Source organism: Pararhizobium sp. IMCC21322 (genome assembly GCF_030758295.1).
In the GTDB taxonomy this organism is placed as follows: Bacteria; Pseudomonadota; Alphaproteobacteria; order Rhizobiales.
In genome coordinates this window covers 2,918,218-2,935,234 of record NZ_CP132335.1, presented here as the reverse complement: position 1 = coordinate 2,935,234, position 17,017 = coordinate 2,918,218, and the positions used below count along the sequence as shown (strand labels likewise).

Here is a 17,017-nt window from a genome sequence, read left to right as displayed (position 1 = left end):
CTTACTCCGCAGCTTCCATAATTGGCGCGTCATTGGGTTTGGCCGAATATTGATCGATCCGCTCCTCGATCACGTGTCGGAAATTGCGAATCAGTCCCTGAACCGGCCAGGCGGCAGCATCACCCAAGGCACAAATTGTGTGGCCTTCGACCTGCTTTGTGACTTCAAACAACATGTCAATTTCGCGTTTTTGCGCTTCGCCACGAGCCATACGTTCCAGTACGCGCCACATCCAACCTGTGCCTTCGCGGCAAGGTGTACACTGACCACAACTCTCGTGTTTATAGAAGTATGAGATACGGGCAATGGCTCGGATAATATCGGTCGATTTATCCATAACGATCACAGCCGCAGTTCCCAGACCGGACCGAAGTTCTTTCAAACTGTCAAAATCCATCGACAAGTCAGTACACATTTCGGCTGTCAGGCAAGGCACGGATGATCCGCCGGGAATCACTGCCAAAAGATTGTCCCATCCACCGCGAACGCCGCCGCAATGTTTTTCGATCAGTTCACGGAATGGAACGCCCATTTCCTCTTCAACTGTACAAGGCTGTTCAACGTGGCCGGAAATGCAAAACAGTTTCGTACCCGTGTTGTTCGGCTTGCCCAGAGCAGAGAACCAACCCGCGCCACGGCGCAGAATTTCAGGAACAACGGCCACTGATTCCACATTGTTCACAGTGGTCGGGCATCCATAGAGACCCACATTGGCCGGAAATGGCGGTTTCAGGCGCGGCTGGCCTTTTTTGCCCTCCAGGCTTTCCAGTAATGCTGTTTCTTCACCGCAAATATATGCGCCGGCACCATGAGACAGATAAATATCATAATCCCAGCCATGAACATTGTTTTTTCCAATGAGATTGGCGTCATAGGCCTGATCAATCGCTGCCTGCAGCCGCTCGCGTTCGCGAATATATTCGCCGCGAATATAGATGTAACAGGCATTGGCGTTCATGGCGAAACCGGCAATCAGACAGCCTTCAATCAAATGATGCGGGTCATGCCGCATGATCTCGCGGTCTTTGCATGTGCCCGGCTCTGATTCGTCAGCGTTAATGACCAGATAGGACGGGCGACCGTCGCTTTCCTTTGGCATGAAAGACCATTTCAGACCGGTCGGAAAACCAGCGCCACCTCGACCACGCAGGCCCGAGGCTTTGACCTGCTCAATAACCCAGTCACGACCTTTGTCGATGAAACCCTTGGTGCCATCCCATTGGCCGCGCGCGAGAGCGCCCTTCAGGCCCCAATCATGGAAGCCATATATATTGGTGAATATGCGGTCTTTATCCTGCAGCATACCGCTTATCCTTTACTTTCATTGGCAAGAGCTTCGGCCTGTGGAATCCAGTCTTCACGGTCGACGCGTCCTTTGAAACTGAGATGATCGTCCACCCAGTCCTTGTTGGCCTGATCCCAGGCCGCAATCTGGTCAAAATGGAAGATGCCCAGACTGTTCAGGATGCCCTCAATCTTTGGACCAACACCCTTGATGCGTTTCAGATCATCAGCGCCACCGCTGCGTGCTTTGTCCAGAGCGGCAGGCTTCTTGACTGCGGAGACAGATGTTTCCGGCGCGTCTGGCTTCTTGGCGGGTGTGGCTTTTTTGGCAGTTGTGGTTTTTTTAGCGGTTGTTTTTTCAGCGTCTGCGCCGTCTTTGACGTCGGTCGGACGAATGGTGGTGTCCTTGGGAACGGCTGTCGCTTCCGCCTTTGGCTCATCCTCTGTCCCGGTCGATTTCTTGGCCGATGCTTTTTTTGTCGCAGCCTTTTTAGTAGATTTCGGCTTTGAGGCAGCAGCGGATTTTGCTTTGGTTGAAGCCGCATCCGGTTGCGGACCGCCATTTATCGAGACGCCGGCGTCCGTATAAGAGGCCACTGTTGCGCCATCGACGAGATGGGCGAACGGTACGCCGCCCTCCGGCCCATATTCCTGAGAGGATTCGTCAAGACTGGTGCGACCGCTGAATGGCACCGAGAAATGCCTGCCGTTTTGCGGTCCAGGAGTAATTTCCTTACCATCTGAAATGGCATCCAGCATGGCTTCAAACGTTTCGACGGTCAGGTCTTCGTAAGTATCTTTCCAGATCTGAACCATGGGCGCATTTACGCAGGCCCCAAGGCATTCAACTTCTTCCCAGGAAAAATTACCGTCTTCGGAAATTTCATGAGCGTGCGCGGCTATGCGTTTCTGACACACCGCCTTGATGTCTCCAGCTCCGCGCAACATGCAGGGTGTTGTCCCGCAAACCTGAATATGCGCTTTCTTTCCAACAGGCTGAAGCTGAAACATTGTGTAGAATGTCGCAACTTCAAGAACGCGGATATAAGGCATATCCAGCATTTCGCCGACCTTACGAATGGCAGGTTCTGTCAACCAGCCTTCATGCTGTTCCTGAGCACGCCACAACAATGGAATGACCGCAGATGCTTCCCGGCCTTCCGGAAACTTAGAAATCTGACCTTCAGCCCAATCCTGATTGTCTTGTGTAAAGACAAAGGTATCAGGTTGTTCTGAATGAAGACGACGGACTGACATTACCGGTCTACCTCACCAAATACGATATCCAGGGATCCGATGACGGCAGACACATCAGCCAGCATGTGGCCTCTGCAGATGTCATCCATTGCCTGCAAATGGGCAAAGCCCGGTGCTTTAATCTTGCAACGATACGGTTTGTTGGAGCCATCTGAAACCAGATAGACGCCAAACTCGCCTTTCGGAGCTTCCACAGCGGCATAAACCTCACCGGCAGGCACTTTGTAGCCTTCGGTGTACAGCTTGAAATGATGAATGAGCGCTTCCATTGAGCGTTTCATTTCACTGCGTTTCGGCGGCACCATTTTACCATCCAGCGAGGAGATGGGCCCGCGCCCTTCCGCAGATTTCAGCTTCTGAATGCACTGTTTCATGATGCTGACAGATTGGCGCATTTCTTCCATCCGGATGAGATAGCGATCATAACAATCACCATTTTTCCCGATGGGAATATCAAATTCCATCTCGTCGTAGCATTCATAAGGTTGGGATTTGCGCAAATCCCAGGCAGCACCGGAACCGCGCACCATGACGCCGGAAAAGCCCCAGCGCCAGGCATCGTCAAGATCGACGACTGCGATATCCACATTGCGCTGCTTGAAAATACGGTTGTTTGTCAGTAGCTGATCGATGTCATCACAGACATGCAGGAACGGGTCGCAGAAATCCGCAATATCATCGATCAGATCTTCCGGGAGATCCTGATGAACACCGCCGGGCCGGAAGTAAGCAGCATGCAGCCTTGCGCCACAGGCACGCTCATAAAAGACCATCAGCTTTTCGCGTTCTTCAAAGCCCCAAAGAGGCGGCGTCAGCGCACCAACATCCATGGCCTGCGTCGTCACATTCAGCAAATGAGACAGAATTCTGCCGATTTCCGAATACAGAACGCGAATCAACTGACCACGTTTTGGCACTTCAATTCCAGCCAGCCGTTCAATAGCCAGCGCAAAGGCGTGCTCCTGATTCATCGGAGCCACGTAATCCAGCCGATCGAAATACGGAATGGCCTGGAGATATGTCTTGTGCTCAATCAGCTTTTCAGTGCCGCGATGCAGCAGTCCGATATGCGGATCTACCCGCTCCACGACTTCGCCATCCAGTTCCAGAACAAGGCGCAAAACGCCGTGAGCCGCCGGATGCTGTGGGCCGAAATTGATGTTGAAATTGCGAACTTGTGCTTCACTCATCGGTCTGCCCCTTAATTCGCTTTTTCATCGCCGGGCAGCACATATTCAGTGCCTTCCCATGGCGAGAGGAAATCAAAGTTGCGGAATTCCTGTGGTAGTTCAACAGGCTCGTAGACAACGCGTTTGCGCTCATCGTCGTAACGTACTTCCACAAAGCCGGTGAGTGGGAAATCCTTGCGCAGCGGATGTCCTTCAAAGCCATAATCTGTCAACAGGCGGCGCAGATCCGGATGGCCGGAAAACAGGATACCGTAAAGATCATAAGCTTCGCGCTCGCACCAGTCGGCAGCTGGAAAAATGCTGACAACACTCGGCACCGGATCGTCTTCTGTTGTGCTGAGCTTCACGCGGATTCGGGTGTTATGCTGAGGGCTGAGCAGATGGTAGACGACTTCAAAACGCTCTTCACGTGCTGGGTAGTCAGCACCGCACAGATCAACAAAACTGAGAAATTTGGTTGATGTATTATCGCGCAGGAACCGCAAGACACTTTCAATGTCAGCGCGGACAACTGTCAGCGTCAATTCGCCAAACGACTGCGTACTTTCGAGCACAGAGGCACCCAAATTGTCAGCAATATGCTCTGCCAAATCTTTAAGGGTGGCTTCGTTTTCTGCTATGTCTAAGCCCATATATTCAAGCTCTATCTGCTCCAACCCGGTCGTAATAGTCCGGACTGAATGGAATCATCAACGTTCTATGGTGCCAGTGCGGCGTATTTTCTTTTGTAGCAGCAATATTCCGTACAGAAGCGCTTCTGCGGTTGGTGGACATCCTGGGACATAAATATCCACAGGCACCACACGGTCGCATCCCCGCACAACTGAATAGGAATAATGGTAATAGCCGCCGCCATTGGCACAGGAGCCCATGGAAATCACATATCTCGGCTCGGGCATCTGATCGTAAACCTTGCGCAGCGCCGGTGCCATTTTGTTGGTCAGCGTGCCAGCCACAATCATCACATCCGACTGACGCGGAGACGCGCGCGGTGCAACGCCAAAGCGTTCCGCATCATAGCGCGGCATAGACATCTGCATCATTTCCACAGCGCAACAAGCCAAACCGAATGTCATCCACATCAGCGAGCCGGTGCGCGCCCAGGTGATCAGATCATCAGTGGCCGCGACAATGAAACCCTTGTCAGCGAGTTCCGCGTTTATATCGGTAAAGAATGCATCCTGGCTGCCAATAGGCTCACCGGTATTGGGGTCAATGATACCCTTGGGAGCAGGTGCAATCAGTGTCGAATGTTGCTCATTCACGCTCATCTGTCAGATCCCGCTTTCATTAATCCCATTCCAGCGCCCCTTTTTTCCACTCATAAATGAAGCCAATGGTCAAAATTCCGAGGAAAATCATCATCGAGACATAGCCATAGAGACCGATCTCACCAAAGGCGACAGCCCATGGAAACAGGAATGCCACTTCCAGATCAAAGATGATGAACAGGATTGCCACCAGATAGAACCGGACATCAAACTTCATCCGGGCGTCATCAAAGGCGTTGAAACCACATTCATAGGCGGACAGTTTTTCGCTGTCAGGTGCCTTGTAAGCGACAATGAACGGCGCAACGAGCAGAGCCAAGCCTATGAACAGTGCGATTCCGATAAAAATAACAATCGGAAGATACTGGCTCAATAAGGGTTCCATTGATCAAAATCCGTTCAGTTTCGTATTACTTAGCACACTTTACATGTGCCGTAGTGCGCTGCACTGCGGCAAATCGCTTGCCGACCGCGACAAGTTGATTGAATACGCTCAACGCTAGCATCAGTTCACATGCTTTTCCATTGTGCAGGACGCACAAAAAACTCTGGCAGCCATTTCAGGTCCGAGGCTTACCCAAGGCCATGTTTTCGTGCAAGCCCCAAACCGCATCAGAGTGCCTAAATCTCACCAAATTCGCAAAAACAACGACGAAAATGGGCCTTGTCGTAAATAGTTTTCATGCGTCTGAAACTTTTTAAAGCGTGGTGGCGTATCACCTCCCAGAAAGCGCAACGGCTACCGTCTGGCTTTCACCCATACAAACAGGATCAAACAATATGACCAAGTTCTTCAAAACATTCCTCACTGCAGGCGCCGCTATCTGTCTTGCCGGTATAGCTCAGGCTGCCGACATCAAAGCCGATATTAAAGGAATGGCCTTCAGCCCTGCTACCATCACTGTCTCGGTCGGAGATACCATCACATTCACCAATCGCGATGGTGCGCCGCACACAGCAACGGCCGCAGACGGGTCTTTTACAACAGCGACCTTGCGCAAGGGCAAATCTGAGACCATTGCGTTTGACAGTGCTGGTACATTTGCTTTTTTCTGTAAAATTCATCGGGGTATGAAGGGGACGATTGTCGTCCAGTAACAATTGACCAACAGTCCGAAAAAGGCTGCCTTGTTTACAGGCAGCCTTTTTTTTGTGGCTGAATCCGAAGGATCGAATCCGATGGACCGCATCCGAAGGACCGCCGAAATGTGAGATCACACCTTATTTTGCTCGGCTGCTGATTTGTCCCTGAAATACGATCTCACCCGGCGCAGATGGAGCTATGGTGCCTGGCTCCAGTGAGCGTGTCAGCAAAAGCACGGCCTGATCAAAATCTTCAGTCTTCAGGATATCGGCATAATTGAGCCATTGCCAGGAAGCGGATGTAACATTGCCAAGGTAATTAAGCGCATCTCCCGCCTGTACCCAAAGCTCCAGTGGACCTTCAGCAAAAGGATTCCTCTGCCCGCTCTGATTCAGGGGACGGATATGAATGCCCTGACGCGCCGGGTCGACAGTAGCGATGAACTGCATTCCAGCAGTGTCCGTGGTCAAAACAGCCAGGCGATCAGGCACCACTGATGGTGGTTGCAAAAGCGAGCCATCAATCACAACAAAAGCCGCCAGTCCAGCAGCCAGGGACACCAGTCCCGCACTCAGGCCGCGCCAGCGATTACGTGATCTGCGAAACTTATCCAGACTCACGACAGTCTGATCTGAATCAGATTTTTGCTGAGATGTGGTCTGCTCAAGGCTTTCATTGACCCGCAACCAGACCGACTGATCAGGTTGTTCCTCCGGTGCTGATTCCAGAACAGGTGCCAGGATGTGCTTCCACTCCTCCACCAGTGACATCAGAGATACATCTTTTGCCAGCAGTGCCTCAAAGGCTGTTCTCTCGCGCACTGACAGTGTGTCCAGCACATATTCACCTGCGACAGCCCGCAAATCTTCGTGAAACTCTTCTGTGGTGTTGTCGGTCATTGCGAAATGCACTCCCGCAATGACAAAAGGCCCCGACGTATCCATGTCTTGACGGTGTTAACCGGAGCATCCAGTTGTTCTGAAAGCTCTTCACGTGACAGGCCCTGACAATAAGCCAGAACAACGCATTGGCGCTGTGTCTCTTCCAATTCTTTCAGGCAGTGCTGCAAAGTCAGACTTGTGGCCTCATCGCCACGTGGTTGATTGCTGTGCGCGTCTTTTTCCATTTGGAAATTCAACACATCATCAGGCAGATCGACTTCCTTGCGCCGTCGCTTATGGTCGATGGCTGCGTTTCTGGCAATCGTAGCTGCCCAACTCATCGCAGATGCGCGACCCGGGTCGAATTGATGCGCTGCTCGCCAGATTTTCAGAAATGTGTCGTGCAAGACATCCTCCGCCAAACTTCTCTGGGGTATGATACGCAATACAACGCCCAAAAGTTTCGAGGAGATCAGGTTATAAAGGGTTTCGAACGCAGCGCGGTCTTGTTGAGCGATGCGCTTAAGGCAGGCTTCAGGCGTCAATGTTGATTCGGACACAGGATTTTCCACACTCGAAACTTCACTCCCGACCTTAACAGTATCTGCGTGCAAGTCTTCGTGCACGTTGCGCATAACTACAATAGGGAAAAATCTTAAATCCAATTTTCATAGCATCCAATCTGGTTGGACTAATGAAAATGGCGGGAGTGACGAGACTCGAACTCGCGACCTCCGGCGTGACAGGCCGGCACTCTAACCAACTGAGCTACACCCCCGCGGGTGGCAGGACAACTCTCCTGCATGAGTGGTGGCTGACTTACGCTGGTGAACCATTTTCGTCAAGAGCCGAATGCGGTTTCCAACAACAGGTAGCCACCTGTCTGTTTGCCAAGCGATGGTGGGCGATGAGAGACTCGAACTCCCGACATCTTCGGTGTAAACGAAGCGCTCTACCAACTGAGCTAATCGCCCGCCGCTTAGCGTGCGGGTGGTAGCCCGAAACAACGCGCATGACAAGATGAATTTGCGTAATTTTCGGGTAATTTATCAAGCTTCATGCTGAGACTTGAATTTGTGGAAGACCGAAACCGGATTCCTGAGGCCAAATCACACGACATACAAAAAAACCGCCTGGCATGTCACCATGCCACGGCGGTTCAATTTGTTACGATATTGAAACAAGCAATTACTTGTTTACAGCATCCTTAAGGCCCTTGCCGGCCTTGAATTTTGGTGACTTGGATGCTGGAATTTTGATTGTCTCACCGGTGCGCGGGTTGCGGCCATCTGTGGCAGCACGGTGCGCTACGGAGAAATTACCAAATCCAATCAGGCGCACTTCGTCACCACCGGACAGAGCATCGCTGATTGCTTCGAATGTTGCTTCTACCGCAGTTCCGGCATCTGCTTTTGTCTGGCCGGATTTTTCTGCAACAGCAGCAATAAGTTCGTTCTTGTTCATCATGAACTCCTTTTGATGTCAGGAGCAGAGAGATCATTGATTCTCCCTTGGTCTCCGTTCGCAGAAAGTCTTCATTCTTGACCTGAAAGGCAAGGGCAAAACGGCAGGAAACGGGGTTTTTCCGCGCAAAAATGAAAAAAACCCGGTCAGCAAGGCCGACCGGGTTGATGTTGGGGGCGAAAACACGCCTGAATTGTTACTATTATGTCAGTGTGCAACCATAACGCTACTTGATTCCGACTCACTTGAGGTGGGTGCAGAAGGTGCTTTATCGAACTCTTCCGGCGACCATTCAATCGCCACAGGAGCTTCTACAAGCGCATGTTTGAGCACTTCATCCATGTGAGAGACCGGAATGATCTCCATGCCGTCGGTCACATTGCTCGGAATTTCGGCCAGATCTTTGGCATTCTCTTCAGGGATCAAGACCGTCTTGATACCACCGCGCAACGCTGCCAGCAGTTTCTCCTTAAGTCCGCCAATCGGCAATGCACGCCCACGAAGGGTCACCTCACCCGTCATGGCGATGTCCTTGCGCACAGGAATTCCTGTGATGATGGAAACAATCGCTGTTGCCATGGCGATACCGGCAGAAGGACCATCCTTAGGCGTGGCACCTTCAGGTACGTGAACGTGAATATCCCGTTTATCAAACATCGGAGGCTTAAAGCCGAAATCCACTGACCGTGACCGAACATAGGACGCTGCGGCAGAGATGGATTCTTTCATCACATCCCGCAGATTTCCTGTCACTGTCATTTTGCCTTTACCCGGCATCATGACACCTTCAATGGTCAGCAATTCTCCGCCCACTTCAGTCCATGCCAAACCGGTGACAACACCAACCTGGTCTTCACCTTCTGCCTGGCCAAAGCGGTACTTCTGGACGCCCAGGAAGTCTTCAAGGTTTTCCAGCGTAACCACGATCTTGGTCTGACTGGAATCGGTCAGCAGTCGCGTGACAGCTTTCCGGGCCAGTTTTGACAATTCACGTTCCAGATTACGAACTCCGGCTTCCTTCGTGTACAAACGCACGACGTCCAGAAGGGCATCGTCCTTTATCTCGAATTCACCGTCGCGCAGACCGTGATTCTTGACCGCCTTACCCAAAAGATGTCGTTTGGCGATCTCCAGTTTTTCGTCTTCCGTGTAACCTGCAAGGCGGATGATCTCCATCCTGTCCATCAGGGGGCCAGGAATATTCAAAGTATTGGATGTCGTCACAAACATCACGTTGGAAAGATCATAATCCACTTCCAGATAGTGATCCGCAAAACTGTTGTTTTGCTCCGGATCCAGAACTTCCAACAGCGCTGATGACGGATCGCCACGGAAATCCATGCCCATCTTGTCGATCTCATCGAGCAAGAACAGCGGGTTGGATCTCTTTGCTTTCTTCATCGACTGAATCACTTTGCCGGGCATTGACCCGATATAGGTCCTTCGATGGCCGCGAATCTCGGCTTCATCGCGGACACCACCCAGAGACATGCGAACAAACTCACGGCCGGTGGATTTGGCTATGGATTTGCCAAGTGAAGTCTTGCCAACGCCGGGAGGACCCACAAGGCAAAGGATCGGACCTTTCAGCTTGTTGGACCGGCTTTGCACCGCAAGATATTCGATGATCCGCTCTTTGACTTTCTCAAGGCCGAAATGATCCTTGTCCAAAACCTCCTGCGCTTTCTGCAGGTCGATCTTGACCTTGGATTTCTTGCCCCATGGAATACCAAGCAGCCAGTCGAGATAGTTGCGCACGACGGTCGCCTCGGCAGACATCGGGCTCATCTGACGCAGTTTTTTCATTTCCGCTTCAGCCTTTTCACGGGCTTCCTTGGAGAATTTGGTCTTGGCAATCTTTGCTTCCAGCTCGGCAAGCTCGTCCTTACCGTCTTCAGAATCACCCAGTTCCTTCTGAATCGCCTTCATTTGCTCATTCAGGTAATATTCGCGCTGGGTCTTTTCCATCTGCCGCTTGACGCGCGAGCGAATGCGCTTCTCGACCTGAAGAACCGAAACTTCGCTTTCCATCAGAGCCAGAATGGCTTCAATCCGCTCTCCGACCGATACGACACCAAGCAGTGATTGCTTTTCAGGTATCTTGATAACCAGATGGGATGCAATTGTATCAGCGAGCTTTGAAAAATCTTCGATATTGGCAACAGCTGCCAGAACTTCGGGCGAGATTTTCTTGTTCAGCTTCACATAGTTCTCAAACTCGGACACAACCGAGCGTGAGAGCGCTTCAACTTCAACCTCATTGCCAAATTCCTCGGGAATCATCTCGGCATGAGCCTCAAAATAATCATCGCGATCTGTAAATTGGGTCACGCGGGCGCGGCTGGCACCTTCCACCAAAACCTTCACAGTTCCATCTGGAAGTTTCAGCAGCTGCAGCACAGTCGCGAGCGTACCGATTTCATAGATGTCTTCGGGCTTGGGATCGCTGTCATTGGAGTCTTTTTGCGTGACAAGCATGATCTGCTTGTCATTCTTCATGACTTCTTCCAGAGCGCTGATTGACTTTTCGCGACCCACAAAGAGCGGCACAATCATATGCGGGAAAACCACAATATCTCTCAACGGAAGGACCGGGTAGACCGCGTCATTTGAGGTGGTGCTTATATCTGCACTCATAGTATTTTCCTTTTTGTTAGCCTCAGCTCCAGTCCCCTCAAAGAGGCAGATAGGAACTGATCATGCCGGCTTTCGCTCGCTGCAACGGACCAGATATGGTTTTGGTCTGGGCAAAGCACCCACAACCTTATGCCATTTCAGAATCGTATTAGAGAAAAGAATAGCACGGATAGTTAAAGAAATGGCGTGTTCGCACAGCCAATTCAAGGTGTGAATGTGTGTTATTCACTGGTGGAACGGATCAAACATATGATCTGTTGCGCGCAGGCAGATGGCCTGCGTCGCATCAGCTTCCCGGAAAAAGCCGCCTTTGATCAGGCAGAGGCTCCAGCATCTTCCTGTTTGCGTTCGGCATAAATATAGAGCGGACGGGCATCACCATCCACAACGTCTGCGGAAATCACGACTTCCTCGACGCCTTCCAGCCCCGGCAGATCGAACATCGTCTCAAGCAGAATGGACTCAAGAATTGAGCGCAAACCACGCGCACCGGTCTTGCGATCGATCGCCCTGCGTGAAATCGACTTCAGTGCTTCTTCATGGAAGGTCAGATTGACTTCTTCCATATCAAACAAGCGCTGATATTGCTTCACAAGCGCGTTCTTCGGCTCAGAAAGAATCCGGACCAGAGCTTCCTCATCGAGATCGGTCAATGTTGCCAGTACCGGCAAACGACCTACAAACTCAGGAATAAGTCCAAACTTCAAAAGATCTTCCGGCTCGACACTTTGGAACAGTTCACCCGCGGTGCGTTCATCCGGGCCAGCGACAGCTGCACTGAAACCGATGGATGTGGTGTCACCACGATCCGCAATAATCTTGTCCAGGCCAGCAAATGCGCCACCGCAAATAAACAGGATATTGGTTGTATCGACTTGCAGGAATTCCTGCTGCGGATGCTTGCGGCCACCCTGGGGCGGCACACTTGCAACCGTGCCTTCCATAATCTTCAGCAACGCCTGTTGTACGCCCTCGCCCGATACGTCCCGGGTGATAGAAGGATTGTCAGACTTGCGGGTAATCTTGTCGACCTCATCGATATAGACGATGCCGCGCTGTGCGCGTTCCACATTATAGTCTGCCGACTGAAGAAGTTTCAGGATGATGTTTTCCACATCTTCACCGACATAACCCGCTTCAGTCAGGGTTGTCGCGTCAGCCATGGTAAAGGGCACATCCAGAATGCGCGCCAGAGTCTGCGCCAGGAGTGTTTTACCACAGCCCGTTGGACCAATCAGCAATATGTTCGACTTCGCCAGTTCAACATCAGCATTCTTGGCTGCGTGATGCAGGCGCTTGTAGTGATTGTGGACAGCAACCGACAATACTTTTTTGGCGTGGAACTGACCGATCACATAATCATCAAGGACTGTGCAAATTTCCTGAGGTGACGGCACGCCATCGCTGGATTTTACAAGCGATGTCTTGCTTTCCTCGCGGATGATGTCCATGCACAATTCTACGCATTCATCGCAAATGAACACGGTCGGCCCGGCAATCAGTTTGCGGACTTCGTGCTGGCTTTTGCCACAGAACGAACAATAGAGCGTATTCTTTGCGTCCGAACCGCTGCCACTGCTGCTACCAGTTCCGCCGGAAATCTTGCTCATTTAGTCTACCTTCACACTCATAGGTTTGGCCCCGCAGTTTTCCAAGCATACGATGGTCGGAGCGATAGTAAAGCGCTGAAAACCACCAAATGCCTCATCAGAGCCATTGACGAAAGTTTTTGCCACAAAAACACTAACGAATCCAACCACGAAGATACAAAGGATTGATATTGATCCCGGTTTCGCCGTTGGATTCTGTTTATTTTTGCTGCATTTTCGATCTTAATCAGATTTTTTACCTTTACCCTTGCCGTCATCGGGCTCAGAGCGGTTTTCTACCACACTGTCAATCAGACCAAAGGTTTTGGCTTCTTCAGCAGTCATGAAATGATCGCGGTCCAGTGTTTTCTCGACCATGTCATAATCCTGACCGGTATGCTTGACGTAGATGTCATTCAAACGCCGCTTCAGTTTGACGATGTCATCTGCATGGCGGGCGATGTCGGATGCCTGTCCCTGAAATCCGCCAGAGGGCTGATGCACCATGATGCGAGCGTTCGGCAGGGAGAAACGCATGCCTTTCTCGCCGGCTGCCAGAAGCAACGAGCCCATGGATGCTGCCTGCCCGATGCACAGGGTAGATACAGCCGGTTTGATGAACTGGATCGTATCATAAATGGCCAGGCCTGACGTCACCACACCACCAGGTGAGTTGATGTAGAGCGCAATTTCTTTTTTCGGATTGTCCGCTTCCAGATAAAGAAGCTGGGCACAGGCCAAGGTCGACATGCCATCTTCAACCGGACCGGTGATGAAGATGATGCGCTCTTTCAGCAAGCGAGAGAAAATATCGTAAGAGCGCTCTCCACGATTGGTCTGCTCGACCACCATGGGGATCAGCATGTTCTGCGCCTGGCTAACCGGATCGTACATTGCAATTCCTATAATTTTTCATGAGCCGCCTTCAAGATGGGATTCGCGAGGCGCTGTTGTTCGTTGTTGAGCCGTATGTACGGTATGCACCCGGCGAATTAAAGAGGCATTACCAATGAGCCTTACCGAATGAGGTAAATTTTCAAGAATTTTGGCTGTTGATTGAAAAAATCCTTTGGAATTTTGGAAGCTGTGCTAGCTTCCCATCATCATTAACAATTGAAAGGAGGTGATCTGATGTTGAGTGAAGATCTTATGCAGGCCAAGAGTCCCGTGTTGAACGGAATGGTGTCGGAGCAACCTCTGGCAGCGCGCTAGAACACAGTCAAGGCTCTTGTAGCCTGCCTGTATCTCACGAAAAGAGGTCACTTCGGTGGCCTCTTTTTTTTATGTCTTTGAACCCCACATGTGTGGCCTGCTCTTCGAATGTATCGAATTCGCGTGCAAGCACGCTGGTTTTCCGGCCTGACTGCTCTAATTCTTTGGCGAACGACAAAACGAAACGCAGATTGAAGACGGAGCCGTCAGAATGGTTGATATGGATTCGCAAATGTTCGGCTTTGACGCGCCCTTCAGCGCAATTCTTGTGGGAACAAGTGGGGGCATCGGCAATGCGCTTCTTGAAGAAGCCATCAAAGCGGTCGCCGCGAACACAGTGGATGCATCAGGGCATGTCTTTGCGATCAATCGTAAGAAACAGCCATCCGAATACCCAGCTGTTACCTCATTAACTGCAGATGCATTGAATGAAGAACAGTTGGCTGAAACCGTTGCGACCATCAAAGGTAGTCTGCAGCAAAATAAGTTCGCTCCCATCCGCCTGATTCTCGTCGCCGTTGGGTCCTTGCATACGTCGCAAGGCACGGGACCTGAGAAATCCTTGCGCAGCGTAACTGCCCACTCCATGCAGGAAATTTTCGCTGCAAATACGGTTGCTCCAGCCCTCGCTGCAAAGCATTTTCTGCCGCTCTTGCCAAAATCCGGGCGCACCATTTTTGCCGCATTATCTGCCCGTGTCGGGAGCATTTCCGACAATCAACTGGGAGGCTGGTACAGCTACCGCGCTTCCAAATCTGCCTTGAACCAGATCCTGAAAACCGCATCAATCGAGCTTTCGAGAACCCGGCCAGAAGCGATTTGTGTGGGACTGCATCCAGGTACCGTGGACACAAAGCTGTCAAAACCGTTTCAAGCCAATGTCCCGGATGGCAAATTATTTTCAGCCGAACAGTCAGCGAACTATCTGGTTCAAACCTTGTCCAGACTGACTGCAGAGCACAGTGGGCAGGTCTTTGCGTGGGACGGCACGCCTGTCCCCGCGTAGTGAAGGACGCCTCAGCTGTCTTTCATCTGCGCCAGAAATCGCCTTGCTTCATCTGCGGTTTCAAAAATGTGAGGTGCCGTATCCCGCTGGAAGACCGTGCCAAGTTTAAGGCGCATGAATGCCGATCCTGAATAGCGCGTCACCGTGCTGTAAAACCGATCCTCCAACTCCTTCACCATTGCAGCATAGTCGTTTTCAATGTCGGGTTCTATGAACGTTCCATCATAGTTCACGATTGCGTCTACGCGCGCGCCCAAGCCGGCGCAGATTTCTTCCACCCGCTCGCGAATCAGCGTTACATCATGCAAATTGCGGATGCGCATTTTTTCCAAATTGATGAATAGCTGCCCCTTGGTTGCATCAAGCGCCATGCGATCCTTCAAATCCAGATGCAACAGATCGACCCGCAGGTCCATTGGCGCGGACCTGAAAATGCGCTCATCCATTTTCGTGACCTCTGTCATAATTGGCTCAAAATCCATCAGCGCAAGAATATCGCGGTGCACATCAATGCCAGGCGCGATTTCCATCAGTTCCAGTCCATCGCGTGTCAGTTGGAATACGCAGCGTTCGGTTACATAAAGGACCGGTTGTTGCATACGAGCCGCCCGCGGCCCGGCAAATGTGACCTGTTCAACGTGCTTTACAAATTTGCGAATGTGGCCTTCTGACTGGATGGTCAGCGTTCCATCTTCAACCGACATCCGGGCACCGCCGGAGGTGAAGGTTCCGGTGTAAACAACGGACCGCGCATTCTGGCTGATATTGATAAAGCCACCTGCGCCGGCAAGCCTTGGTCCGAAACGCGAGACATTGACAGAACCGGTCGCGTCGATTTCTGCCATGCCCAGAACAGCAAGGTCGAGCCCGCCACCATCATAAAAGTCAAATTGCTGGGCCTGATTGATGATGGAATCGGTGTTGATGGCGGCCCCAAAATCAAGCCCCGATGCCGGCTGGCCACCGACCACTCCCGGCTCCGCAGTCAGGGTCACATGGCTGAGCAGTTTTTCCTCCGAAGCGACAGAAGCGACGCCTTCCGGCATGCCAATCCCAAGGTTCACAACCCCGTTGACCGGCAATTCGAAAGCCGCACGTCTTGCAATAATCTTGCGCGCTTTAAGGGGCATCGGCGGGATTGCATCCGCCTCGACACGAAACCTGCCTGCATAAGCATGTGAGTAAGCAGTCGCAAAGGTCTGCATGTGATCGGCTGCAGGTGCGAGCACAACAGCATCGACCAGTGCACCCGGTATCTCGACGTCTCTGGGACTGAGCGAGCCGTACGCGACTGTTCGTTCCACCTGCACAATGACGATGCCATTGGAGTTTTTGACTGCCATGGCTTGCGCCAGATTGTCGATGACGAGCGCTTCGCGTTCCATCGTAATATTGCCAGCAGGATCGGCCGTTGTTCCGCGCAGCAGGGCCACATTTATCGGGAACGCCTTGTAAAACAGATAATCCTCTCCGCCGATCTCAATCGTCGTGACGAGATCCTCTGTTGTTTCAGCGTTGATTTTGCCGCCCTGTGAACGTGGATCAACAAAGGTTTCAAGACCGACACGAGACACGGTTCCGGGCTTTCCGGCAGCAATGTCCCTGAAAAGATGGCTGATGACACCCTGAGGCAGATTATAGGCCTCGATTTTACCTTCAACCGCCAGCTTGGCTACTTTGGGAATGAGACCCCAATGGCCACCGACAACCCGACGCAACAGGCCATCATGGCCAAGATGATTCAGCCCACGTTCCTTGCCATCACCCTGCCCTGCGGCAAAGAACAGGGTCAGATCTTTGGGTTCAGCACTTTGCAGAAATCTCTCTTCAACGCCCTTCAGAAGATATTCGGGTACGCCAATACCCACAAAGCCGGAGGTGGTTATGGTGTCGCCGTTTGCAATCAGGCTGGTAGCCGCCTCAACAGACACAATCTTATTTGCCAAGGGCGTCTCCATAATGCAGATGTTGGACAGTCTTGCTTTGTCGCAATGTCGCAGGGATCATGGCACAGGTCAAAACCCCTGCACGGCGGAATTATTAACGGGCGATGGAAGACAAGATTGCGTGATGTTTACCCAATTGGGTTGACAGGGTTTGGTGGAGTCTGACTATTTCCGAGCAGAATTGAAGTTCACGAGG

The 17,017-nt window shown here is 51.6% G+C and carries 15 protein-coding genes and 2 tRNA genes; 2 read left to right on the top strand and 15 right to left on the bottom strand.

What is annotated here, in order from left to right:
* Position 1: 1 nt before the first annotated feature.
* The 6 genes from nuoF to RAL91_RS13860 are packed head-to-tail and all read right to left on the bottom strand — an operon-like array spanning position 2 to position 5,387.
* The gene (gene nuoF, locus RAL91_RS13885) at positions 2-1,303 is read right to left on the bottom strand and encodes an NADH-quinone oxidoreductase subunit NuoF (RefSeq protein ID WP_306256813.1); all 1,302 of its coding nucleotides are present in this window, start codon (positions 1,301-1,303) and stop codon (positions 2-4) included.
* Positions 1,304-1,308: 5 nt separating this feature from the next.
* Positions 1,309-2,541 (bottom strand): NADH-quinone oxidoreductase subunit NuoE, encoded by a 1,233-nt coding sequence (gene nuoE / locus RAL91_RS13880; RefSeq protein WP_306256812.1) that lies wholly within the window; start codon positions 2,539-2,541, stop codon positions 1,309-1,311.
* Positions 2,541-3,731 carry an NADH-quinone oxidoreductase subunit D gene (locus RAL91_RS13875; RefSeq protein ID WP_306256811.1) on the bottom strand — a complete coding sequence of 397 codons (1,191 nt, stop codon included), beginning with the start codon at positions 3,729-3,731 and terminating at the stop codon, positions 2,541-2,543. The genes nuoE and RAL91_RS13875 overlap by 1 nt, the downstream gene beginning before the upstream one ends.
* Before the next feature lie 11 nt (positions 3,732-3,742).
* Positions 3,743-4,363 (bottom strand): NADH-quinone oxidoreductase subunit C, encoded by a 621-nt coding sequence (locus RAL91_RS13870; RefSeq protein WP_306256810.1) that lies wholly within the window; start codon positions 4,361-4,363, stop codon positions 3,743-3,745.
* A gap of 57 nt (positions 4,364-4,420) precedes the next feature.
* A complete protein-coding gene (locus tag RAL91_RS13865) occupies positions 4,421-5,002 on the bottom strand; it encodes an NADH-quinone oxidoreductase subunit B family protein (protein WP_306256809.1) in 582 nt (193 codons plus the stop codon).
* 19 nt (positions 5,003-5,021) lie between these two features.
* Complete coding sequence (locus RAL91_RS13860; RefSeq protein WP_306256808.1) at positions 5,022-5,387, bottom strand: NADH-quinone oxidoreductase subunit A; 366 nt, start codon at positions 5,385-5,387, stop codon at positions 5,022-5,024.
* Between the two features lie 395 nt (positions 5,388-5,782).
* On the opposite strand from RAL91_RS13860, the gene RAL91_RS13855 reads away from it, so the two are divergent.
* Positions 5,783-6,100: a cupredoxin family copper-binding protein gene (locus RAL91_RS13855; protein WP_306256807.1), complete on the top strand. Its 318-nt coding sequence runs from the start codon at positions 5,783-5,785 to the stop codon at positions 6,098-6,100.
* Between the two features lie 123 nt (positions 6,101-6,223).
* On the opposite strand, the gene RAL91_RS13850 is transcribed toward RAL91_RS13855, so the two are convergent.
* The 8 genes from RAL91_RS13850 to RAL91_RS13815 all read right to left on the bottom strand — a co-directional run bounded on the left by RAL91_RS13850 (position 6,224) and on the right by RAL91_RS13815 (position 13,551).
* Positions 6,224-6,985, bottom strand: coding sequence for a hypothetical protein (locus tag RAL91_RS13850; RefSeq protein ID WP_306256806.1), 762 nt, complete (start codon positions 6,983-6,985; stop codon positions 6,224-6,226).
* Complete coding sequence (locus tag RAL91_RS13845) at positions 6,982-7,527, bottom strand: sigma-70 family RNA polymerase sigma factor (RefSeq protein WP_306256805.1); 546 nt, start codon at positions 7,525-7,527, stop codon at positions 6,982-6,984. The genes RAL91_RS13850 and RAL91_RS13845 overlap by 4 nt, the downstream gene beginning before the upstream one ends.
* A gap of 141 nt (positions 7,528-7,668) precedes the next feature.
* Positions 7,669-7,745, bottom strand: a tRNA-Asp gene (locus RAL91_RS13840).
* Between the two features lie 120 nt (positions 7,746-7,865).
* Positions 7,866-7,941: transfer RNA gene (locus RAL91_RS13835), tRNA-Val, on the bottom strand.
* Positions 7,942-8,155: 214 nt separating this feature from the next.
* Positions 8,156-8,431, bottom strand: a complete 276-nt coding sequence (locus tag RAL91_RS13830) for an HU family DNA-binding protein (RefSeq protein ID WP_306256804.1) — start codon at positions 8,429-8,431, stop codon at positions 8,156-8,158.
* A 207-nt stretch (positions 8,432-8,638) separates the two neighbouring features.
* Entirely contained in the window at positions 8,639-11,068 is a 2,430-nt protein-coding gene (lon, locus tag RAL91_RS13825) for an endopeptidase La (protein ID WP_306256803.1), read from the bottom strand.
* Positions 11,069-11,382: 314 nt separating this feature from the next.
* Positions 11,383-12,678 (bottom strand): ATP-dependent Clp protease ATP-binding subunit ClpX, encoded by a 1,296-nt coding sequence (gene clpX, locus RAL91_RS13820; protein WP_306256802.1) that lies wholly within the window; start codon positions 12,676-12,678, stop codon positions 11,383-11,385.
* A gap of 222 nt (positions 12,679-12,900) precedes the next feature.
* Positions 12,901-13,551, bottom strand: coding sequence for an ATP-dependent Clp protease proteolytic subunit (locus RAL91_RS13815; RefSeq protein ID WP_306256801.1), 651 nt, complete (start codon positions 13,549-13,551; stop codon positions 12,901-12,903).
* 529 nt (positions 13,552-14,080) lie between these two features.
* Here RAL91_RS13815 and RAL91_RS13810 point away from each other — a divergent pair.
* Positions 14,081-14,875 carry an SDR family NAD(P)-dependent oxidoreductase gene (locus RAL91_RS13810; protein ID WP_306256800.1) on the top strand — a complete coding sequence of 265 codons (795 nt, stop codon included), beginning with the start codon at positions 14,081-14,083 and terminating at the stop codon, positions 14,873-14,875.
* Between the two features lie 11 nt (positions 14,876-14,886).
* Here the strand turns inward: RAL91_RS13810 and RAL91_RS13805 are convergent, their stop codons facing one another.
* Positions 14,887-16,821, bottom strand: a complete 1,935-nt coding sequence (locus tag RAL91_RS13805; protein WP_306256799.1) for an acyl CoA:acetate/3-ketoacid CoA transferase — start codon at positions 16,819-16,821, stop codon at positions 14,887-14,889.
* Positions 16,822-17,017 lie beyond the last annotated feature (196 nt).